Source organism: Methylobacterium mesophilicum SR1.6/6, from assembly GCF_000364445.2.
Lineage (GTDB): Bacteria > Pseudomonadota > Alphaproteobacteria > Rhizobiales > Beijerinckiaceae > Methylobacterium > Methylobacterium mesophilicum_A.
Map to the genome: position 1 here is coordinate 507,665 of NZ_CP043538.1, position 21,504 is coordinate 529,168.

15 protein-coding genes and 2 pseudogenes are annotated in these 21,504 nt (G+C 64.1%); 7 read left to right on the top strand and 10 right to left on the bottom strand.

Translation table 11 applies throughout. The features are described 5' to 3' along the window. Positions 1-32 precede the first annotated feature (32 nt). On the top strand, positions 33-1,013 hold the full coding sequence (locus MMSR116_RS02385; RefSeq protein WP_010686523.1) for an ABC transporter substrate-binding protein: 981 nt from the start codon (positions 33-35) through the stop codon (positions 1,011-1,013). A 164-nt stretch (positions 1,014-1,177) separates the two neighbouring features. Here MMSR116_RS02385 and MMSR116_RS02390 read toward each other — a convergent pair. The 4 genes and pseudogenes from MMSR116_RS02390 to MMSR116_RS02405 form a co-directional block, all read right to left on the bottom strand. Continuing rightward, positions 1,178-2,578: pseudogene (locus MMSR116_RS02390) on the bottom strand (sensor histidine kinase); the annotation flags it as partial. 557 nt (positions 2,579-3,135) lie between these two features. Further along, complete coding sequence (locus MMSR116_RS02395) at positions 3,136-3,609, bottom strand: VOC family protein (protein WP_010686525.1); 474 nt, start codon at positions 3,607-3,609, stop codon at positions 3,136-3,138. Positions 3,610-3,902: 293 nt separating this feature from the next. Next, positions 3,903-5,432: a Dyp-type peroxidase gene (locus tag MMSR116_RS02400; protein ID WP_039894465.1), complete on the bottom strand. Its 1,530-nt coding sequence runs from the start codon at positions 5,430-5,432 to the stop codon at positions 3,903-3,905. A 548-nt stretch (positions 5,433-5,980) separates the two neighbouring features. After that, positions 5,981-6,655 (bottom strand): Crp/Fnr family transcriptional regulator, encoded by a 675-nt coding sequence (locus MMSR116_RS02405; protein ID WP_010686527.1) that lies wholly within the window; start codon positions 6,653-6,655, stop codon positions 5,981-5,983. Between the two features lie 187 nt (positions 6,656-6,842). On the opposite strand from MMSR116_RS02405, the gene MMSR116_RS02410 reads away from it, so the two are divergent. Further along, positions 6,843-7,643 (top strand): pentapeptide repeat-containing protein, encoded by an 801-nt coding sequence (locus MMSR116_RS02410; RefSeq protein ID WP_010686528.1) that lies wholly within the window; start codon positions 6,843-6,845, stop codon positions 7,641-7,643. 24 nt (positions 7,644-7,667) lie between these two features. Here the strand turns inward: MMSR116_RS02410 and MMSR116_RS02415 are convergent, their stop codons facing one another. Beyond that, positions 7,668-8,081, bottom strand: a complete 414-nt coding sequence (locus MMSR116_RS02415; RefSeq protein ID WP_010686529.1) for a VOC family protein — start codon at positions 8,079-8,081, stop codon at positions 7,668-7,670. A gap of 87 nt (positions 8,082-8,168) precedes the next feature. Between MMSR116_RS02415 and MMSR116_RS02420 the strand changes: the two genes are divergently transcribed. Together MMSR116_RS02420 and MMSR116_RS02425 are read left to right on the top strand one after the other, a co-directional pair. Further along, positions 8,169-8,876 (top strand): helix-turn-helix transcriptional regulator, encoded by a 708-nt coding sequence (locus MMSR116_RS02420; RefSeq protein ID WP_010686530.1) that lies wholly within the window; start codon positions 8,169-8,171, stop codon positions 8,874-8,876. A 267-nt stretch (positions 8,877-9,143) separates the two neighbouring features. Then, positions 9,144-9,275: pseudogene (locus MMSR116_RS02425) on the top strand (integrase core domain-containing protein); the annotation flags it as partial. Positions 9,276-9,712: 437 nt separating this feature from the next. On the opposite strand, the gene MMSR116_RS02430 reads toward MMSR116_RS02425, so the two are convergent. The 5 genes from MMSR116_RS02430 to fdh form a co-directional block, all read right to left on the bottom strand. Further along, positions 9,713-10,111, bottom strand: a complete 399-nt coding sequence (locus tag MMSR116_RS02430; protein ID WP_010686531.1) for a response regulator — start codon at positions 10,109-10,111, stop codon at positions 9,713-9,715. Next, complete coding sequence (locus tag MMSR116_RS02435; RefSeq protein WP_010686532.1) at positions 10,108-12,066, bottom strand: GAF domain-containing protein; 1,959 nt, start codon at positions 12,064-12,066, stop codon at positions 10,108-10,110. Before MMSR116_RS02435 ends, MMSR116_RS02430 begins: the two co-directional genes overlap by 4 nt. A 936-nt stretch (positions 12,067-13,002) precedes the next feature. Further along, complete coding sequence (locus tag MMSR116_RS02440) at positions 13,003-14,955, bottom strand: AI-2E family transporter (protein WP_010686533.1); 1,953 nt, start codon at positions 14,953-14,955, stop codon at positions 13,003-13,005. Positions 14,956-15,375: 420 nt separating this feature from the next. Continuing rightward, the gene (locus MMSR116_RS02445; protein ID WP_010686534.1) at positions 15,376-15,687 is read right to left on the bottom strand and encodes a hypothetical protein; all 312 of its coding nucleotides are present in this window, start codon (positions 15,685-15,687) and stop codon (positions 15,376-15,378) included. After that, a complete protein-coding gene (gene fdh / locus MMSR116_RS02450) occupies positions 15,684-18,899 on the bottom strand; it encodes a formate dehydrogenase (protein ID WP_083920309.1) in 3,216 nt (1,071 codons plus the stop codon). The genes MMSR116_RS02445 and fdh overlap by 4 nt, the downstream gene beginning before the upstream one ends. A 206-nt stretch (positions 18,900-19,105) precedes the next feature. On the opposite strand from fdh, the gene MMSR116_RS02455 reads away from it, so the two are divergent. The 3 genes from MMSR116_RS02455 to nrfD are packed head-to-tail and all read left to right on the top strand — an operon-like array spanning position 19,106 to position 21,326. After that, positions 19,106-19,345: a hypothetical protein gene (locus MMSR116_RS02455; protein WP_010686537.1), complete on the top strand. Its 240-nt coding sequence runs from the start codon at positions 19,106-19,108 to the stop codon at positions 19,343-19,345. A 14-nt stretch (positions 19,346-19,359) separates the two neighbouring features. Beyond that, a complete protein-coding gene (locus MMSR116_RS02460) occupies positions 19,360-20,268 on the top strand; it encodes a 4Fe-4S dicluster domain-containing protein (protein WP_010686538.1) in 909 nt (302 codons plus the stop codon). Then, complete coding sequence (gene nrfD, locus MMSR116_RS02465) at positions 20,265-21,326, top strand: NrfD/PsrC family molybdoenzyme membrane anchor subunit (RefSeq protein ID WP_010686539.1); 1,062 nt, start codon at positions 20,265-20,267, stop codon at positions 21,324-21,326. The genes MMSR116_RS02460 and nrfD overlap by 4 nt, the downstream gene beginning before the upstream one ends. Positions 21,327-21,504 lie beyond the last annotated feature (178 nt).

Here is a 21,504-nt window from a genome sequence, read left to right on the forward strand (position 1 = left end):
GGACATTGCTTTGCATTGATTTGCGAGGGGCAATGCTGCGGAGAGCTTTTCTCTCAAGTGCTGCTGCCGGCTTGGGGGCAAATGCGCTCATCCCTGCTGCGCTGGCTCAGGGTCACATCCCCCGGATCGGACTGCTTTGGCATGCAGCCGGGCCAGAGCAAGAAGCGCTATACATGGACGCTCTCCGTCAGGGCCTCACTGACTACGGACATATCGAGGGCAAGAACATAATAGTCGAACATCGATTTCCAGCGGAATTACCGGAAAATTTCCGGGATATGGCCGCCGATCTTGCGTCAAAAAATATGGATATCTTGATCGGCGCGGGACTGAATTCGGCTCTCGCGCTTCAGAAAGCGACAACGAAAACCCCAATAATATTTATCGCGGCATTCGATCCGGTCGGACGCGGCTTGGTCAGTAGCATTTCGCACCCCGAAAAGAACATCACGGGTTTAGAATTTCCCGATTTAATTGAAAAGCGCCTCGAATTTATACGGGAGGCCATACCAAGCATCCTCCGTGCAAAAATTATGATAAACACCGAGACCGTCGGCGCAGATCAATATGTGGAACGGGTAAAATTCGAAACGCGCGACCTAGGTTTGAATATTGAACCCCTTGAAATACACGGTGTCGCAAATTTCGAAGCGGCATTTGCTGGGGTACAGCAGGACGGTCATACCTGCATTGCGGCAAACCCCGATCCACTTTTCGTCGTTCAAAGGAGACGCATCGCCACACTCGCACTACAGCAGCGATTGCCGTCCATCTTCCATAATGAGCTTTACGTTAAAGATGGCGCTCTGATGTCATACGGCACGAGTATTCCGGACATATTTCGCAGGGCCGGAAGCTATATCGATAGATTGATAAAAGGCGTGAAGGTGCGCGACATCCCGGTGGAACAGCCAAGTATATACAGAGTCGTTATAAATCTCAGAACCAGAGATCAGCTAAATATAAAGATCTCAGACAGCGTCTTGGCTCGAGCTGACGAATACGTCGATTAGTGCCGCCGCGATCCGGTACGTTAAAAATTCAAAATAGGGCATCAATTTTTGAGTCATTCGGAGGTGATTAAGTTGATGCTCTGCAGACCGCAAAGGGCGGAACTGCATTGTGACCGGCTCTTCGAGAAGCGCACCACCCCAGCAGTTGGGGACGCCATCAGAGCTTACGAACAGCGGCCGTGACGGGGCAGCGTGATTGTGAACTCGGTGAACCGGCCCGGCTCGGTTGCAACCTCGATCGTGCCGCCGTGCTGCTTCACAATGATGTCGTGGCTCAGCGATAGGCCGAGACCCGTGCCCTCGCCGGCTGGCTTCGTCGTGAAGAACGGGTCGAAAATCTTGGCTCTGATCTGGTCCTAAATGCCGGTGCCGTTGTCGCGCACCCGGATCTCTACATGCGCGCCGCAGTCACGAGTGGCGACCGTTAGCGTCGGCTCATAGCCCGCCTTCGCGCCGTCGGTGTGACGCTCGGTGGCGGCGTAGAAGCCGTTGCTGACCAAGTTGAGAAGCACCCGCGTCACTTCCTGCGGGTATAGGTCGGCACTCCCCGCGGCGGGGTCGAGGTTGCGCGCCAGCGTTACGTTGAGGCCCGGCTTCTCGGCCCGGGCACCATGGTAGGCGAGGTTCAGGCTCTCGTCGACGAGGGCGTTGACATCGACGGTCCGACGCTCCCCCGAGCCGGTGCGCGAGTGCAGAAGCATGTTCTTGACGATGGAGTCGGCGCGTTCTCCGTGCTGCACGACCTTGGCGAGGTTACCGGTGAGCATACCGGCAAGCTCGTCGACTTCCGCGCGGGCCTTCGCGTCGAGGGTTACGGACCCGAGGACCCCACGCAATTCGTCGACGAGTTCGAGCGAGAGCGCGGAGAAATTATTGACGAAGTTGAGTGGGTTTTTGATCTCGTGCGCGATGCCCGCCGTGAGCTGGCCCAGCGACGCCAGCTTCTCAGTGTGGATCAAGCGGTCTTGGGCAGATCGCAATTCTTGGAGTGAGTTCGCGAGATCGCGCGTGCGTGCCTCGACCTCTCTGAAGAGTCGCGCGTTCTCGATCGCGATCACCGCCTGATCGGCAAATGTCTGCACCAGTTCGATCTGTCTTTCTGAGAAAGCCCGCACCGTGAAACGTCCCAGGTTGAGCGCACCGATCGGCTCGCCGTTCCTGAGCATGGGCACGCCGAAGACGGTCCGATGACCGCCCAAGCGCTGATATTCGCGAGCCGCATAGTTCGCGCCGGCAGTCGCAACATCCAAAACTTGTACAGGTCGCCGCTCAACTGCCACTCGGCCGGCGATACTGTTGCCGTCGGCCCTCAAAGGATGAGCGTCGCCATAAGCGATGTACTCAGCGGAAAAGCCGAAACTCGACACGCAGCGATAAAACTCACCCTCTCGCTGGAAGATACTCGCGCAATCCGCATCACAAAGCTCGACCGCCGACTTGATGAGTGTGTCTAGGACCACTTGCAAGTCAAAGATCGACCCACTGATGACTTTCAGCACGCCGGATGTCGCGATCTGCTGACGGCGCGCCTCATCGAGGTCGCGCTGCAAGGCCATAATCGCATCCTGCGCTGCTTCCGGCGACTTATGCACGGTGAGATCGAACCTGGGACGCTGACGCGACCATATACGCCTCAACGGATCACGTCTTCCCGTGAATCGGGTCGAAGACAGGATTTCCGCTAAACGCCCCGACCCACTAACGAGAGGTCGAACGGGCCTGGTTGCCGACGCTCGATTGGTCTGGCCGCGTTCGAATCCTGCGGGACCAATGTCGGGTCAAAAATTTGCTAGGAAACGATGTCCGCTTAAATGCTTTGTCCGAAAGCTGACCGACCGAGATCTCTTCAACCCAGCCGCTCAGAGGCGGCCGCCGACCCGACCGGCGTTGGCCGTCAGGGGGCGTGCGCCCCTACGGTTCGGCGCGTGCTGAGGACCCGGCGTGACGTAGTGTGGCTGAAAGCCGCTTGTCTGCTTCAGAGAGAATCGCCTCGAAAAGCGGACGTCCTCCTATCGACCCGATGCGGTCGCCCGAACTGCCGTCGAGGCTCCTCTATAGCGGTCGTTCGCCGGGCCTCTGTCGACTTCGGATCGGGATGGCAAGCGGTTCTTGCCCGACGGCATCAGAGATCTGGGGCGGAAGCTGGCGGCTGCATGAACTCGATTGTCGCGCCGTCAGGGCCAACAGCGTAGATTACCCGCGTTCCAGCCCGCGCACCGCTCGCGAGCGGCTGCGGAATGCCTTGCGCCTTCCAGCCGTAGGCGGCGATCCGCACCAAGAGCGCGTCGAGGTCATCGACCATAAGTGCCAGATGAGCGAAGCCAGGGTCGAACGGCTTGGCCGGCGCGCTCGGTCGGTCCGGACCCTGATACTCCAGAAGTTCGATCGTCTGATCCGCGAGCGAAACGATCGCCATGCGCACCGTCGCCCCATGCGCTCCGGTCACCTGACCGAGAAACTCGCCTCCCATCTCCCCCGTCCGCACGAGTCGCGCGCCGAGCCCGTCGACCCAGAATCGAAGGGCTTCGTCGAGGCAGGCGACCGCGAAGCCGACATGATCGGCACGCCGCACGTGGATGCTCGTGTGTTCCGTCATGCGGGATGCCCTACCGAGAAAGGTGTCATTTGTCGGCCATAGTTCGTGGTCGGACCCCGGCTATGTCCGCTTCGATGCATCTGCCTTGGGGAGGCGGAAAGAAAATGCTTCCCACAACGGTCAGCAGGCGCCTCACTTACAAGTTCTGACAGAGGCGGGGGCTCCAACAGGGTTGCCGCGCACGTTAGAGGCCAGCTTGAGCACGCAAGACCGACGAGCGGCCACTTTGATGGCTACTCCCACGGAAGACTGGCCGGCCCCGTTCAGGGACCGCCCATGCCTTGGCGCCAGCCTCAGACCGAGGGCAGGCCGACACTGCGTAGGAACGACAGAGAAGGTGCGAAGAAATACGCGCCTCCCTTCATGTGCACGAATTGCTCGAACCGCAGCACCTTGGGCGTGGAGCCCGCGGTGTGGCCGTCGAGATAGGTGTGCTCGCGGGTCGGAGCCGGTTCCGAGGGCGCTTGGCCGATGACCGGGTCGATGCCGGTCGGCGGGTGCTGATGCGGACCGATGTTGCCTGCGAAGACCGGGTTATTCGCCCAGGATTTCTGGGTGAATTCGAATTGCGCTTCCAGATTGGCCATGTATGCCATGAACAGTAGGCCGGAGCCGTGGACCGGCTCCCGACCCTTATCGGTGAATTCCTTGTGGTCCGGACTCATCGGTCTCTGCGGTCCGTAGGTGATCCCGCGGCGGGCCATGATCGGAGCACGATCGCCCTCGTCGCTCGTTCCTCCCGTTTGCCGCCGAACGTCGCCCCGGGGGTTCGTCTTGCGAATGTGCGCATGGAAGGGGCACCTCGCGCCGTCCGCATCGGCGGCGTAGGTGAAGCCGTTAGGGACCGCGGCTGCCTGGCCGTCAGCGAAGGCCGTCAGCGGCGTTCCGTCCTCGAACCGACCCACCACCATCGCTCCGGCGCGGTCCAGTTGCTCGCTCGACGCGCCAGACCCAAAGATCGCTTCGCCGAGAGCATCTTCAGCGGCATTGAAGCCTTTGACGTCCTGCTCCAGCTTGCGGAAGACGAAGAAGCTGCCGGCGGAGACGGCGAGGTGGCCGTTCGCATCGGGGACGATGAATTGGGACGGCTTGAAAGCGGGTGACCATACCGCGCCGCCGGGATCGAACGGGTTCGGAGTCTCGTTGGCAACACCCTGTAGTTCCTGGTCGATATCCTCCTGCAGGAACAGCGGCTGGCTGCGACCGTCGACATAGCCGAAATGCTCGACCCCTTCCTCGCCGCCCTCGTCGCGGAACCGTCGCCTCTGCTGCAGGCCGGTCTCGACGGCCGTCAGATGACAGCCGCTTGCCTTGAGCCACAGTTCGATGGCCGCAACCTCGATCTTCAGGACGGCCTGATGCTCGTTGGCGACGAGAAGCATCGCATCCGGCAGGTGGGCGCTCCAGGTGTCGGGTTCCCATTCCGACTGCGGACGATCCGAAAGGGTCTCGTGTCGCGCCGCCATGCCCTGCGCAAAAGCGTCTCCTTCCGGCATCTTCGCCAGGTTTCCGAGCTTGGAGTAAGCGGCCGCACTCAGGAAGAGACATCGGACCGTGCCGCCGTCGAGATGTGGTGGAAGGCGTTTGTTGTTTCGCAGCTGGTCAGCGGCGCTGGTGCAATGTCGCCCGAGGATTCTGATGACGTGCGCGATGTTGTTCTGCGCGAGATTCGAAAAATTGAAGAATATGTGTGCCGAATGATTTCTTCCGTGGCCTCTTAGGATATTTGCTGGAAGATCTTCGAGGAAAAACCTTAGATTAGGATCTGTCGAGCTAGATTTCCAAGTGATTGGCTTATCAAGGATTGCAGACAGGTTCGACATGAAAGCCTCTCTGAGCTTTGATATCAAATCCGACTTGAATTGATTCGAATCAGATTTGCTGACCCGAATATTATCGAACTTATCACGACATGAAATAAGTACTCATTGGATGCGAATGCATGTTAGATTTCTCAGTAAGCCGTGTGTTGAACTTAATGGGGATTTTTATTGATAATTTTTGAGGAACAGGCCTCGAACTCCATCGCGTACGATTGAGATTCCGGGCGCGAAATGCAGTCATTCGAACGCCAGACGATGGGAAAACGAAACGCACGCTCAATTCGGACGTCATGCAGACGTCGTCACGAGCGGACCGCACGTTTTGCCGAGTGCCCGCCATTTCAGGTTCTCGCCCGCAAGCGGAACAGCAATCTCCACCGGACCTGACCGTTGAGAGCCGGCAGCTTTTACGCCTGTGATCGGCCGTAAGCGGAATAGCCGCTTCGAAGCAGCCTCGCCGGAAAAGCGGACCTGCTGTCACCGACCCAGCTCAGTCAGAAAGCTCGATCCGCTTCGGCCACGAAAGCAGACACCCCCAACGCCCCAAGTCAGTGCCGACCTACGGCCGCCAAGCTGGTACGGTCGACGATCTCGATTGCGCCCCGACGAAGTTCGATCAGACCTGCCTCGGCCCATTGCCCCAGAAGGCGGCTGACGACCTCACGCACGCTGCCGACGTCGTCGGCAAGCTTCTGATGGGTCACCGCGGCGACACCGCGCGGATCGGCCTCGGCCAGGAGCCGTTGCGCCAAGCGCTGCTTCAACGGCGCGAACGCGACCTCATCGAGGAGCGTGAACAGGCCGGACATCAGCCGCGTGTAGTCGTTCATGACGAAGCTGCGGAAGACGGCGCTCTCGCCCATCAAGTGTTGGAACGTGTTCAACGGTAGCGCCGCGAGTTCGGTCCGCTCCTCAGCTACGCTCTGTGCCGGGAACGTGCCACCGGACAGGAGGCACTGCGTGGTCAGGGCACAGGTGCCGCCCGGGCCGACTTTGTAGATCAAGACCTCGCGCCCGTTCTCCGACATGCGGAAGATTCGCGTGCGCCCCTCCAAGCACATCAGGTAGTTGGCGCACTCGCCATCGAGTTCGTAGGCGATGGCGCCCGCGTCCAGCACCGGGAAATGCACGGTTCCCCGGGCGATCTGGAGGTGCGCCGGGCTGAGAGCCTGGAGCAGCGGAAACCGGTCGATCCAACGTTCGACCTTCTGGGCATCCGTCATGGCTGGCGTCGTTCCCCCCGGTTGTGACGACGGGCTGATCGTCCGGCTGGTGCTGCGTTTTTCTCCCGCCGCGCCGGACTTGTGTGACCTGGGTCACCGACTGGATGCGGCCGCTCGGCATAGCATCGGGCCACAACGAACACGATAAGGGCGCGCGCCCTGCGCGGTGCCCAGCGGGAGTGAACCGATGCGCCGCCTCGCCCTGAGCTTCATGCTCGCCGCCCTCGCCGCCGGCCCCGCCGCGGCCGAACAGGACCTGCTGCTCGGGGCCGACATGGCCTCGCCCGCTATGACGAAGGCCGAGATGAGCCGCGCCGACGTCGAGGCGATGATCAAGGCCGCCGACGGCAAGCCCATCGACCTGCACGACAAGGCGCTGTCCGGCCTCGATCTCTCCGGGCTCAACCTCCGGGGCGTCAACCTGCGGACCGCGCGCCTGAACAAGGCCAACCTGCGCGGAGCCGACCTCAGCGGCGCGAACCTCGAACAGGCGTGGTTCCTGAAGGCTGACCTGTCCGGCGCCAAGCTCGCGGGCGCGAAGATGTTCGGCATCACCGCCCGCGACGCGAACTTCAGCGGCGCCGACCTCAGCCGCTCCATGCCCATCGGCGACTTCAAGGGCGCCAACATGAGCGGTGCGACGCTGGTCGACCTCGACGGGGGGGCGGACATCAAGAACCAGTCCATGGGTCTGATGCGGGCGGTGTTCACCTCAGTGAACCTTTCGGGCGCGAACCTGAAGGGTGCCAACCTTGGCCGGTCTCGCCTCGAATATGCGGACCTGGAGGATGCCGATCTCACCGACGTCGTGTTGATGGGCTCGGATTTGTCCGGGGCGGACCTGACCGGCGCTACGATCGCGGGCGCCGACTTCAAGAACGTCGACGTCAGCGGTGCACGGCTCATCGACCTGAAGGGTCAGGCCGAGGCCAAGGACTGGGCCGAACGGGTGAATGTCGACCGTGCGATCACCCAGGCAATTCACTGAGCCACCCATCCGACTCGATCCGCATCAGACCGGAGCAACGTCGACGACCCATGTGATCCCGAAGCGATCCTTGAGCATGCCGTAGAGCGGCGACCACGCCGAGAGTCCGAGAGTCTGAAGGACCATCGCGCCTGCGCTGAGACCATTCCAGTATGCCGTAACCTCGTCCTGGGACGAACCGCGCAGGGACACGTAGAAGGCGTTCTCGCCGGGATGCCACGGGCGCTCGGGCTGGATGTCGTAGGCCATGATGCGGAAACCGGCCTCGGATGCGACCTGCCCCCAGATGATCCTTCGCGCCTGCTTCGGATCCGTCACGCCGGCCAGTTCGCCGTAGGTGACGAGGGTGGGCTCGCCGCCGAAGACGGTGGCGTAGAAGGCCAAAGCCTCCCGGGCCTCGCCATCGAAATTGAGGTGCGTCGTCACCTGGATGGTCATGGTCTACTCCGGCTCCATTCGGGGTCGTTGCCAGCCCCATGACCGGACTGTACCAATGACCAACTGACAGAACCCGGCAGTTGCGCGATGGCGCGGAGCGACCGCCTCTTTCGTCTGCTGCATGCCATGCGCGTGCTGCCGGCGCCGCTCACGGCCCGGCGCCTCGCCGAGGAGACCGGCGTGTCGCTGCGCTCCCTGTATCGGGATATCGACAGTCTTCGCGCGGCGGGAGCGCGCATCGAGGGGGAGCGGGGCTACGGCTATCGGCTGACGGAGGACGTCGCGCTGCCGCCCCAGACCTTCGACCGTCTGGAGATCGAGGCGTTGGCGATCGGCATGGCCACCGTGAGTGCCATGGGCGATCCGGACCTGGCGAAGGCTTCGGCCTCGGTGCTGGCCAAGGTGGCGGCCACGCTCCCCGACGAGCGCGAGCAGCAATTGCTGCACGCCGTTTCCAAGGTCTACCGGCCCGAAGCCCGACATGCCGCCAGCCCCGACACGATCCTGATCCGAGAAGCTTGCTGGCGGGAGGAGAAGCTCATCATCTGCTATACGGACGAACAGGGAGCCGCCACGGAGCGGACGATCTTGCCCCTGGCCATCGTCTACACCGAGCAGCGTTCGGTCGTTCTGGCGTGGTGCCAGATGCGCGAGGCGTTTCGCATGTTCCGGCTGGATCGCATCGGCGACGCTCGCGCCGGCACCGGTAGCTTCCGCCCGCGGCGGGCTTCCTTGCTACGAGCCTATCTCGAACAACTCAGGCACGCGGAGGCTAGCCCGGCACGATCCTCATGACCGGCGAGGCAGTTCCCGGCCGCAGGGCGAGGCTTTGTGGACATCCTGCAACGGGAAGATTTCTCTCCGGGTGGGGCGACAAAGCTGTCCCCGCTCCCGGTCAGGCGGTGCAGAGGCCGGGAACCTCGATTGGCCTGACCGGCTGGCTTTGGACTGGGCTGATTGAGAGGATCAGCCAGGACCGAAGGAGTCAGACATGCGGCGAGGTCAGAAGACGAACGCGGAGCAAATCGTGCTGAAGCTGCGCCAGAGCAAGGTGCAGACAGCCTTCGTGACGAGTGCCTACGCCAGGAGATCTTCTACGCGCTGAAGGAGGCGCAGATCGTGATCGGGCTGTGGCAAACCACCTACAACCGCGTCCGACCGCATTCGTCGCTGGGCTATCGGCCGCCCGCACCCGTCAGCGACCCGGATCTGGCCTTCCGGCTACCCATGACCGCGACCATGCAGTCGCCTCTCAATTGGCTCGGTCCACAATACCGGTCAGGTCAAGATGTTGCAGAAGCCGCCGATGGAACAAGGCGGACGCGAAGCCGGCATCTGCTTGTTCGAGCTCTAGCTCGGAGCAGACCAGCGGAAATCCATCTTGAACGGTCAGGCCGCCCCCAACCCAATCGGTCCCGCGCAGCTGCGCGCCTCTTGAAAGCAGACGTCTGCTACGCCGCCGATGCGACAGTGGCGCGCGCATCTCGGTCGTTGGGTCAACTCCTCCTCGCCGCAAGAGCGGCTCCGGCTGCGCCAGCGGACTCCATCGACGACCAAGTTTTCGTTCGTCTGGTATCGCGTTCTCAGGCGGCTCGCATCAAACAGAGCTTCGCCCCACAGGACCCCGACGCTCATGGTTCCTTTGTCAGCGCAGCGAGTCGCTGGTCGATCTCGGCACGGAGTGCCTCGAAATCGATGGGCTTGGTCAGAAGGCCAGCCGCACCTTCCCTGAAAGCTTTCTCGCGCGTTTGCGCATCGCCATAGGCCGTGATCATGATCACCGGCACGTCCGGACGGGCGGCTCTGACCAGCGGCAACAGTTCAAGTCCCGTCATGCCCGGCATGTTGATGTCCGAGAGTATCAGGATCAAGCTTGTCGCGTCCGAGGACGACACCTGAGCCAGAGCCTCGGGCGCCGAATGGGCGAACGCCATGTCGAAGCGCCCCGATCGCAACTCACGCCTGAACTGCTGCCGGAACAGATCAGTCACGTCAGGCTCGTCGTCCACAACGAGGATCAGCACGCTCATGGCAGACTTTCAGTCCCGTGAGAGGTCGCGCTTTTGCGGGGCAGCACAATCGTGAACTCCGAAAACTTGCCGGTTTCGGTCGCGACATCGATCGTCCCACCGTGCTGTTTGACCACTATGTCATGGCTCAGAGACAATCCCAGCCCGGTGCCCTCACCGGCAGGCTTGGTGGTGAAGAACGGGTCGAACATTCTGACGCGAACGTGCTCCGGGATGCCGGTGCCATTGTCACGAACCCGGATTTCCACGAACGCCCCGCGATCGTGAGTGGCGACCGCCAGAGTCGGCTCGTAATCGGGCTCCGCGCGCTCAGCTTGGCGCTTAGAGGCGGCGTAGAACCCGTTGCCGATCAGGTTGAGGAGAACACGCGTGATCTCCTGCGGGTACAAGTCCGCGGCCCCGGCCGCCGGGTCGAAGTCGCGGGACAGCCTGAGCTTGAGGTCAGGTCTCTCGGCGCGGGCGCCATGATAGGCGAGGTTCAGGCTCTCCTCGACGAGGCTGTTGACCTCGACGAGCCGATGGTCGCCCGAGCCGGTGCGCGAGTGCAGGAGCATGTTTTTGACGATTGAGTCGGCTCGCTGGCCGTGCTGGACGACCTTGATGAGGTTGCCCTTCAGCAGGTCGGCCAATTCGTCGACCTCGCCGCGGATCCGGTCGTCGAGCAGCGCGGTCTGAAGCACCTCTCGTAATTCGTCGACGAGCTCGCCGGATAGTGCGGCGAAGTTGTTCACAAAGTTGAGTGGGTTCTTGATCTCGTGCGCGATACCGGCCGTGAGCTGACCGAGCGATGCGAGCTTCTCCGTGTGGATCAGGCGGTCCTGGGCGGATCTCAGTTCGTGGAGCGACTGGGCGAGCTCTCGGGTACGGGTTTGCAGCTGTTCGAACAGGCGAACGTTCCCGATCGCGATCACCGCCTGATCGGAAAAGCCGCGGACGAGTTCGATCTCACGTGCGTTAAAGGGCTCGACGCGCGTGCGGCCCAAGGTGAAAACGCCGATGGGCGCCCCCTCGCGCATCAATGGCACGCCCAACATCGTGCGGTACTGCCCGAGGCGTTGGTGCTCGGTGGCGGCATATTCCGGGTCAGCCAGCACGTCCGGTATGTGAACGACCTCACCGCTGCAGGCCACCCTCGACGTGGCACTGTGCGGGCCCGGCGAGAAGGGGTTCGCCTTGGCATGGGTGACGACCGCGTCGGAGAACCCGAAGCCGGACAGCCACCGGTAGAGGTCGCCGTCACGCTCGAAGATGCAGCTCTGATCCGCACCGCACAGGCGCGCCGCTGACTGAACCAGCGTGTCCAAGACCTTCTGCAGGTCAAACGCGGATCTGCTGATCACCCTCAGGACTTCGGACGTTGCGGTCTGCAACTCCAGGGTCTCGCTCAACTCGCGCGTTCGAGCCTCGACTTCCGTGAAGAGCCGCGCATTCTCGATGGCGATCACCGCCTGATCGGCAAATGTCTGTACGAGCTCGATCTGCCGGTCAGTGAAGGCGCGAACCGTGAAACGTCCTAGCATGAGCACACCGATTGGATCGCCATTCCGGAGCAAAGGCACTCCAAAGAGCGTGCGATAGCCGCCAAGACGTTGATACTCACTGGCGGCGTAGTTCGATATGGTGAGAACGTCGAGCACCTGCACTGGGCGTCGCTCAAACGCAACACGTCCGGCCGTACTATTTCCACCTGCTAGCAATGGATGAGTTTCAGCAAGCGCGATGTACTCATCAGAAAAGCCATAACTGGAAACGAGACGGTAAATGTCGCCATCGCGTTGAAAGATATTCGAGCAATCCGAGTCGCAGAGCCTGACGGCAGATTCGATTAAGGTGTCCAGGACGGTCTGCAAGTCGAAAACCGAGCTGCTGATAACTTTCAGAACCCCAGCCGTGGCCGTCTGTTGCCGTCTGGCCTCGTCAAGCTCGCGGCGCAAATCCGCGATGACGGACTGCATGGCCTCTAAGGTTTGCCTCATATCAAGCCAACATCAGACGCATCGGTCGGATTGCGACAGATCTGAAGATACTGTTACTGCATACGTTTGAACAAATCAAGTAGCATCATCTATCCGCTATCGATCCCATTTGATAATATCATCAGTCATTTGGGAAAGTGCTTACGACCTCATCTCGGAACATATCTTCTGAATGAGTTATGTGGGCGTAACCTGATCGCAGATTTTCCTAAACCGAGTGCCGGACGTCTGCGTGAGCCAATTGCGAAGAATTGGCTCCAGGGTGATCGCTTCTGCAGAGTCGACGAACTTCCAAGCGTGATGCTCTAGGAGCAGGCAACCCAGCGTCCGCTTCAAAGCCTTTCTGCTCAGAAGCGGACCGGCGGAACCACTCATCTGAGACGACCTGAGGGCTATCGGCGCCGACGACGCATGGCCGAAAGCGGCCGATCTGCCTCGGAGAAGTGCTGCCGGCAAGCGGTCGGCCCGCTATCGACCCAGAGCAGCCGGGCGGGTCGCCAGCGGCGCTCGCCGGAAGCAGACATCCCTCAGTCGTCCTGCAGTTACCGCTCAGAGTGGATTGCCGCCATTCCGCTACCGAGCGGCAATGAATGGAAACGTCATAACAAGCCGCTTGAAAGCCCTTGCAAGAAGTCAGAAATTCAGCTCCTATTCGCCCCCTCCAAAAATGATTTATTGATCTGCTTTGATCGACACATTCAAACGTGGTGCTTGATTCCGAACAAGTGCGTTCACGGTATTATCGATTAATTTTCTCATCTGGCCTGCCCATCAACAGCGGCGGCATGTTGATGCCGAGCATACGAAGGCGCCGAGAGACCGGCCGCGGTTTGGGCGACCGTTCTGGGGCTGTCCACTATGACGCTTGGCAAAGCACGAGCTGATCGCAACTGCGCGACATCGAAGCGCGACCACTCAGGCGGCTTTATCCACGTCCGCTCGGTCGGCAGCCGCACGGAGACAGGCCTCAACCCCGTCCCGCAGTGACGAAACGTAGACGTCTGCCCCGACCGCGCGACCGAGTGCGGCGTCGGTGAGCACCTTCTCGCCAACCGGCCAGAGGCCCACCAGCACCGGAACGCCCGGAGCTCGGCGCTTCAGGCGCTCCAAGAGATAGCGCAGATGCGCCGGGTTCCCGCTGATGTCGAGGTACGAGATGCATACCATCGCCACGCCGCTGAGGTCCAAGTCGCGGATGCCCTCGCGCGAGACGGCTTGGTAGGGGGTCACGCGCGCGCCGAGTCCGTGCTTGCGCAGCAGCTGCGCCAGCATCGCCGAGGAGGCCTCGTCGAGGGGGCCGCGCCCGGCCACGCACAGCACCGGCGCCTCGCCGCGCCACGCCTCCGGGAGTGCCTCGCGGGGCGGCGCCTGTCCGGGCACCGCCTCGGTCCGGGTGTGGGTCCGCTCCGCCAGCGTCGGGGTCTCGCTCGGATTGACCGCCTTGTCGTCGCGCGCCGGCTCGGCGTCGGCATGGTCCTCGAAATCCTCCACGAGTGAGCGGGCCGACGCCCGGATGTTCTCCAGCTGCGCCGGCGTGACGACGCCGCGCGCGAAGTCGTTGGCGGCGAGTTGCAGGCCCTTGAGCGCCACCTCGTCGTAGTACGAGGAGAGCGAGCGCTCCTTCAGCATCGCCTCGGCGACCTCCCGCACCTCGTCCGGGTCGCCGGCCAGCATGCGCTGGTAGAAATTCTCGACCGGCGTCAGCGGCGGCCGATCGCCGAGCAGCACGTCAAAGAACTCCAGGCTGTCCACGTGGCGGCCGAGCACGACGAGGCAGACGGTGAACGGGGTGGCCAGGATCAGGCCGATCGGCCCCCACAGGAAGCCCCAGAACAGGGTCGAGACGATCACCGCGAAGGGCGAGAGGCCGGTGGAGTGGCCGTAGAGCAGCGGCTCGATCACCTGCCCGAAGACGGGTTCGGCGATCAGGAACAGGGCCGCGGTGGCGATGACCATCGACCAGCCCGGATCGACGGCGGCTGCCAGTGCCACCGGAAGGATGCCGGAGGCGATCGCGCCGATATAAGGGATGAACCGCATGATCGCCGAGAACACGCCCCACAGGAGCGGGTTGGGCACGCCGATGAACCAGAGGCCGATCCCGACAAGGCCTCCGAACGTCGCGTTCATGCCGAGCTGGGCCAGGAAGTAGGTTCCGAGGCGGCCCGCGGCGTCGTCCATGGCCACCGTCGTGCGGTGCAGGTCGCTCGATCCGAACAGGCGGATCATGCGGTTGCGCAGGTCCTCGCGCTGCATGAGCAGGAAGACGACCACCACTAAGACGATGCCGATGTCGGTCAGCGGCGAGACGATGGGCCCGAGCACCTTCTGGGCCAGCGCCAAGGGCGAGGGCTCGGGCTGCTCGACGCGCACGAGTTGCGCCTTGGGTGTGTCCCCGGCCGGCCCAGTCTCGGCAGTCGTGCCGGCGGCGTCGGCCTTCTGGGTGGCGTCGTGGACTTGGTGGTTGAATCTCTGGAGGATGCGGTTGGCCTCGCCGAGCCAGCCCTGCTGCAGACCAGTGACCTTCGTCTGCACTGTGGCTTGGTATCGTGGCAGGTTGCCTGCAAGCCCCGCCACCTGCGTGCCGATGATCGTGCCGATGCCGCCGATGACCCCAAGGGCGAGGAGGACGGCGAGGATGACCGACGGGATGCGGCCGAGACGCAGCCGCCGCAGCAGGTTGACGACCGGAGCCAGGACGAAGCTGAGCAGCACGGCCAACACGAGGGGGATGAACACCTCGCGCCCGAAATACAGGGCAGCGACGAGCACAACGCCGACCGCGAGCGTCAGGAGGCCGCGCAGGCCGGGCACGAGCGGCGGTGGAACCTGAGCCGGTTGACGTGTGGCGACTTCGTCGGCAGGCATGCGGCGTGTACTCCTCGTCGCTGCGCCGACACGATGCGGCACACAATCAGGGTAACGCCCTCGCAAGCGTTTTAGCCCCCAGCCTGTCGACCCGTCGGATGGGGCGAAGGCGCCTGTGAGCGAGGCGCGATCAGCGGAATTTGGTCAGAAGCAGCCGGCTGGCTTCCCGCAAGTTTTTCGGAGAAGCGTATAGCCTCCTCACGAACTCAAGCCGGCAATCCGATGTGCTTACGAGTAAGATCGGAGCTGGCCGCAAGCAGCGGGTCGGCTTGGGGACGATCATAGACCGAGATCGTACACATGAAGCGTAGCGCGATCTGCCATCAGCAGACGCAGGAATCATTCCCAGCACTGCCGCCCTTCATCGTGGCAACTGGGCCATGGCAGTCTGCTCTGCGCAGATCGAATAAAAGCGTGCTCTTACGCCGGTGCGACAAGATCGGAGAGCCAGTCCCGGGCCTTTTGAAGCTCTTCCCAGGGCGTCTCACCGAGCGGGAAATGCACGCCGATAACGACGCTCAGGACTGAATTGAGATGCGCGAGATGCTGCCGCTCGTCAGCGCTACGGATGCCGCCGGTGCGCCGCGCGGCGATGATAGCGTCGCGGAACTGTGTCAGCTCCATTGTCGCCTCCGTGAGCGCGCCGTCGTCGCGCTTGGGCTTGCGCGCCAGCACCGTATCGAGGGCGGCCAGTGCCCGGTGCCCCGCATCTCGTCCTGGGGCGGTGCTCACGTCACGACCTCCCTCTGGTGGAGCACGTCCGCAAGCGCCTTTCGGCCGGGCCGGATGTTGCAGGTGAGCGCCTTGGTCGTGTGGATGCTGGTGTTGGCGTCGCCCGTGATCGCCAGCAGCACGTTGGCGACGTCGCCCCTGGCGTAGCCCTGCCACCCGTAGACCCAGGGCATCCCGATCTGGTGGACCACCCGTCCGTCGATCCGGAACGGCTTGAGCCGCTCCGTCACCATGGCTTTGACCTCGACCTCCCCCCGCAGGGTCGAGATGACGGTCCAGCCGAGGTGTTCGATCCCGAGACTGTCGGCGAGTTCCGGCGAGACCTCCACGAAGGCCTCCGGCTGCAACTCCGCGGTGTGCGGCATGACCCGGGTGGCGATGCCGCCGCAATGCATCTCGGTCAGGCGGAAGGTGGTGAACACGTAGGGGAAGCGCGGGTCGGCCGTCGCGTGCAGTTCGTTGCCGGGCCTGCCCCAGACCTTCGCGGTCGGGTTGCGCTGCTGCTTCGGGTAGAGCGGATTGCGTACGGGGCTCTCGATCGGCTCGTAGTGGGTCGGCAGCGGACCGTCCTTCAGTCCGGAAGGCACGAACAGGGCGCACTTGCCGTCCGCCTCCATGATAAACGGGTCGTCCCCGCCGAGCGCGTCCATGCCGTGCGGGTGCTTCGACCAGTCCGGGCGGTAATCGGGCCGCTTGTCGGCCAGGAAGTCGGGCACGTCGTCGCCCGTCCACTTGGCTTGCGCCTCGTCCCACCAGATCATCTTCTTGCGCTCCGACCAGGGTTTTCCGGCCGGATCCGCGGAGGCGCGGTTGTAGAGGGTCCGGCGGTTGAGCGGCCAGGTCCAGGCCCAGCCGAGATGGGCGCCGGATTCCCCCGGCCCGTCCGGCCGACGCGAGCGGGACAGGTTCTTCCCTGCCTCCGGGAAGATGCCGCAATACATCCAGCCGCCGCAGGCCGTAGAACCGTCGTCCTTGAGCTTGCGGTAATCCGGGACCTGGCGCCCGTCCGCCACCGTCCAGCCGTTGATCTCGCGCAGCACCGACTCGGCGTCGGGCTCCTGTTTCTCGCCCTTGAGTTCGTAGTCCCAGGTCAGCGCCTGGATCGCCCGATCCTTCGGCTCGATGGAATCCCGGTACAGTTCTTTCAGGCGCCGGCCGAGATGGACGATGAACCAGAGGTCCGAGCGGCTGTCCCCCGGCGCCTCGCAGACCACGTCGTGCCACTGCACGAGGCGGCTCGTGTTGGTCACCGAACCGTCCTTCTCCCCCGGCATGGCGGCGGGCAGGAAGAACATCTCGGTGCCGATCTCCTCGGGCCGGACCTCGCCCTTCCGCACCCGATGGCCCTGCTGCCAGAAATTGGCGGTCTCGGTCATGGCGAAGTCGCGCACGACCATCCACTCGAGGTTGGCGAAGCCGCGCTCCACCAGCTCGGAGTTCACCGCCCCCACGGCCGGGTTCTGGCCGAGGATGAACTGGCCCTTCACCACCCGGTCCGACATCGCCATGGTCATCGGTTCCTGGGAGGCGTCGCCGGTGAGCTTGGGCAGGAACTGGTAGCCCCACTCGGTGTCGGCGCGCGCCGCATAGCCGTACCAGGCCTTGAGCAGGCTGATCACGTATTTCGGCATGTTCGACCACCAGCCCGTGGGCGGTGTCTCGGTCTTCAGGTAGCGGTCGAGGGTAGCGTGGTCGTGGAAGACGTTCGGCTGCGGCAGGTAGGTCGGCAGCATGTTGTAGAGCGTCGGGATGTCGGTCGAGCCCTGGATGCTGACATGGCCGCGCAGCGCCATGATGCCGCCGCCCGGGCGCCCGACATTGCCGAGCAGCCCCTGGATGATGCTCGCCGCCCGGATGATCTGGACGCCCGTGGAATGGTGCGTCCAGCCCACCGCGTAGGTGAATGCTCCCGTCTTCTCGCGCCCTGAATTGCGCGCGAAAATCTCGGTGATGCGGACGAACAGGTCTTTCGGGCAGCCGGTGACCCGCTCGACCATCTCGGGCGTGTAGCGCGCGTAGTGGCGCTTCATGATCTGATAGACGCAGTTCGGGTGCTGCAGGGTCGGGTCCTGCGGCGGCGGCGACCGGGTCATGCTCTCGAAGGCCTCGCCCTCGTCGGACGAGCCCTCCTGCGTCTGCACCCGGTGCTCGGCGACCGGCGACGGCACGGTCTTGCCGGCGTATTGCCACGTCTCCTGCGAATAGGTCCCGGCGACCGGATCGTAACCGGAGAACAGGCCCTCGTTCTGCTCCGGGTCGCCGTAGCCCTCCTCGATGATGTGGCTGATGTTCGTGTAGGCCAGCGCGAAGTCCCGGAACCAGAGGTCGTTTTCCAGGATATGGCGGATCATCCCGCCGAGGAACGCGATGTCGGAGCCGGAACGGATCGGCGCGTAGATGTCGGCCAGCGCGCTAGTGCGGGTGTACCGCGGGTCGATGTGAATCACGGTCGCGCCGCGGCGCTGGGCCTCCACGACGAAGCGGAACCCCACGGGATGGTTCTCCGCGATGTTGGAGCCCATCTCGATGATGCAGTCGGAATTGGCGAGGTCCCACAGCGCCATGGTGGCGGCGCCGCGCCCGAAGGTGGTACCCAGACTGGGCACCGAGGACGAGTGTCAGATGCGCGCTTGGTTCTCGATGTTGATCATCCCGAGGCCGCCGCCGAACAGCTTCTTGATGAGGTAGTTCTCCTCGTTGTCCATGGTGGCGCCGCCCAGCGACCCCAGGCCCAGCGTGTGGTTGATGATCCGCCCGTCCGGCAGGGTCTCGGCGAAGGTCTCGTCGCGGACCCGCTTGGTGAGTTGCGCGATGCGCTCCATCGCCCAAGCCAGCGGTTTCTTCTCCCAGCGGTCCGAGTAGGGCGCACGGTAGAGCACGTCGCTGATCCGCTCCGGAGAGAGCAGCATGCCGAGCGTGCCGGCGCCCTTGGGGCACAGCGTGCCCTGATTGATCGGGCTGCGCGGGTCGCCCTCCACGTGGATCGGCCTGCCGTTCTTGGCGTAGATCAGCTGGCCGCAGCCGACCGCGCAGAACGGGCAGACGCTGGTGCCGATCCGGTCGGCCTCCTCCAGGCGCGGGCGCAGGTTCGCCGAGGTGGTGCTGCGCGCCGCCTCGGCCATCACGCTCTGCCCGGCGAACTGGCGCGGGAGCGACCAGTCCCGCACGAAGCCCGCCACCCTCTCCGTCAAGCGCCTGCGGATCGTCGCCATGGTGCCACCCGTTGCTCGGTCTTCCGCCGGGATAAGCCAGGCGTCCGGGTGTTTGGTTCCCGCTGAGATCGATCCGGCAAGCAATCATGCCGTCAGAACAAGCTCGCGATCCGTACGGCGCAGAAACTTTGGATGTTTCCTAGGGTTATCGGGGCAATTGCGAGCTATTCCAGCCTGCGACGACCGCGCGCTCGGAGGGACGAATTGTGACGTATGTTAAAGAGGGCGTCGTCACCATCGTCCAGGAGAGCCGGTTCCAGCTCACGGACGATAACGGGATCGCGCACCTGTTCCTGCTGGACCGCAACGCCGCGGCCGAGCCGGCGCAGCTCGGGCCGCTGCAGGCCCGGCAGGCGCGGGTACGCGTGACCTACGAGCATGCCCGCAACCTGATCGGCCTCGTGGCCCGGTCGGTCAGCCTCCTCCCACCATCACCGGCCCGCTGAGGAGGTCGCGCCGCATGAACATGCATCCCCGCGCCCTCGAGCATGCCACCTCCACCCTGGATCACGTGATCCCGAACGAGTCCGAGCTCACCGCCGGAGTGCGGATCGAGCCGGGGCGGTCCTACGGCTTCTTCACCGATACGACCGTCTGCATCGGCTGCAAGGCCTGCGAGGTCGCCTGCAAGGAGTGGAACAACCTGCCGGCCGACAATCTCGGACTCACCGGCCAGAGCTTCGACAACACCGGCGCCCTCTCGGCTAACAGCTGGCGGCACGTCGCCTTCGTGGAGAAGTCCGGAGCCCACGGTCTCCGGGACGGCCAGGACCAGAAGTTCCAGTCCGGCTGGCTGATGATGAGCGACGTGTGCAAGCACTGCCACAACGCGCCGTGCCTGGAGGCGTGCCCGACGGGCGCCCTGTTCAAGACCGAGTTCGACACCGTCGTGATCCAGCAGGACATCTGCAACGGCTGCGGCTACTGCGTGCCGGCCTGCCCGTTCGGCGTGGTCGACGTCAGCACGGTGGACGGCAAGGCGCACAAGTGCACCCTCTGCTACGACCGCCTCAAGGGCGGCCTGGAGCCCGCCTGCGCCAAGTCGTGCCCGACCAACTCGATCCAGTTCGGCGAACTCTCCGACCTCCAGGCCCGGGCGGCCGAGCGGGTCGAGCACCTGCAGGGCCTCGGGGTGGAAAGCGCCTACCTGTACGGCACCCCGGACGCGCCGGGCGCCACCGGCGGCCTCGGGCATCTCAACGCCTTCTTCCTGCTGATCGACCGGCCGGAGATCTACAACCTGCCGGCCGCGCCGACCCGGCCCGCCAACCGGGTGGCGCCGAGCCTCGCCACGGGCCTCGCCACGGTTGCGGCCCTGGCCCTGGCGAGCGCTTTCCTGTTCGCGCCGCAGCCGGGGAGGCGCCCGTGACCGCCACGATCAGCCCGGAGGCCGCCGCCGCCACGCAGGACGGTCCCGAGGACGCGCCGCGCGTCCCCCGCCATGCCACCGAGCCGCCCTCGGTCCACGGCCGCCCGAACCGGGCCGGCTGGACCGGGCCGACCTATTACGGCCGGCCGCAGCTCAAGGCCTCGCCGTTCGAGAACCCGGTGGTGGGCGGCTACATCTTCCTCGCCGGCCTTTCCGGCTCTGCCGCGGTGATCGCGGCGGTCGCCGATCTCCGCCAGGGCGCGGCGGCGGCGCCACTGGTCCGGCGGGGGCGCTACCTCGCGCTCCTCGGGCCCGTCCTCGGCGCGCCGCTGCTGATCTACGACCTGCACACGCCCAAGCGCTTCTACAACATGCTGCGGGTGGCCAAGCACACCTCGCCCATGTCGATCGGCACGTGGATCCTGATGGGATTCTCCGGCGCCGCCGGCGTCACCGCGGCGGCGCAGCTCGGGACCGACCTGTGGCCGCGGGCGCGCGGCCTGAGCGGCCTCGCCCGCGCCGCCCAGGTTCCGGCGGCGCTCACCGGCCTCGGCCTCTCGACCTACACGGCCTCGCTCCTCTCGGCGACCTCGACGCCCCTCTGGGCGGCGGCCCCGCGCAGCCTCGCCATGCGGTTCGGCGCCTCGTCGATGGCCTCGGCCTCCGCGGCCCTGGCGCTGACCGAGCCGGATCCGAGCAGGCGCCGGGCGCTCGAAGGCACGGCCGCGGCGGCGCTCGCCGCCGAACTCGCCGGAGCGGTCGTCTCGCACGCCACCTACCGGCGCACGGGCGTCGAGGGTGCCCTGAAGGGGAAGGCCGGCCGGGTGGAGCATATCGGGGCGACGCTCCTCGGCACCGCCCTCCCGTTGGGGATCCTCGCCGCATCGCTGCTCACCCGGCGGGGACTGCCGCGCCCGGTGACGGCGCTGGCCGCCGCCGCGACGCTCGCGGGCGCCGCGGCTCTGCGCGTCTCGATCATGGCCGCGGGCGACCGCTCGGCCGAGGATCCGGACGTGAGCTTTCGGTTCAGCCAGCCCGAGAATTTGCCGGAGCGGTGAGCGGATAGACCGTGCGGGGCTGTCTATGTCGCACGCGTTCACACGACTCCTGTGATGCCGGTGCGGCACCTCTGTGGGCGCGATTCTACATCAGGATCGCCCGATCAGATCACCGAATTACGTTCCGAAGTTAGCAAAACATCTGTGTAGATGTTTCCTATTGCCGCTTACGCCATCG

Coding starts and splice junctions, on each gene's coding strand:
- MMSR116_RS02385 (WP_010686523.1), top strand. CDS start 33: ATGCTGCGGAGAGCTTTTCTCTCAAGTGCTGCTGCCGGCTTGGGGGCA.
- MMSR116_RS02395 (WP_010686525.1), bottom strand. CDS start 3,609: ATGACGGAACACACGAGCATCCACGTGCGGCGTGCCGATCATGTCGGC.
- MMSR116_RS02400 (WP_039894465.1), bottom strand. CDS start 5,432: ATGTCGAACCTGTCTGCAATCCTTGATAAGCCAATCACTTGGAAATCT.
- MMSR116_RS02405 (WP_010686527.1), bottom strand. CDS start 6,655: ATGACGGATGCCCAGAAGGTCGAACGTTGGATCGACCGGTTTCCGCTG.
- MMSR116_RS02410 (WP_010686528.1), top strand. CDS start 6,843: ATGCGCCGCCTCGCCCTGAGCTTCATGCTCGCCGCCCTCGCCGCCGGC.
- MMSR116_RS02415 (WP_010686529.1), bottom strand. CDS start 8,081: ATGACCATCCAGGTGACGACGCACCTCAATTTCGATGGCGAGGCCCGG.
- MMSR116_RS02420 (WP_010686530.1), top strand. CDS start 8,169: ATGGCGCGGAGCGACCGCCTCTTTCGTCTGCTGCATGCCATGCGCGTG.
- MMSR116_RS02430 (WP_010686531.1), bottom strand. CDS start 10,111: ATGAGCGTGCTGATCCTCGTTGTGGACGACGAGCCTGACGTGACTGAT.
- MMSR116_RS02435 (WP_010686532.1), bottom strand. CDS start 12,066: ATGCAGTCCGTCATCGCGGATTTGCGCCGCGAGCTTGACGAGGCCAGA.
- MMSR116_RS02440 (WP_010686533.1), bottom strand. CDS start 14,955: ATGCCTGCCGACGAAGTCGCCACACGTCAACCGGCTCAGGTTCCACCG.
- MMSR116_RS02460 (WP_010686538.1), top strand. CDS start 19,360: ATGAACATGCATCCCCGCGCCCTCGAGCATGCCACCTCCACCCTGGAT.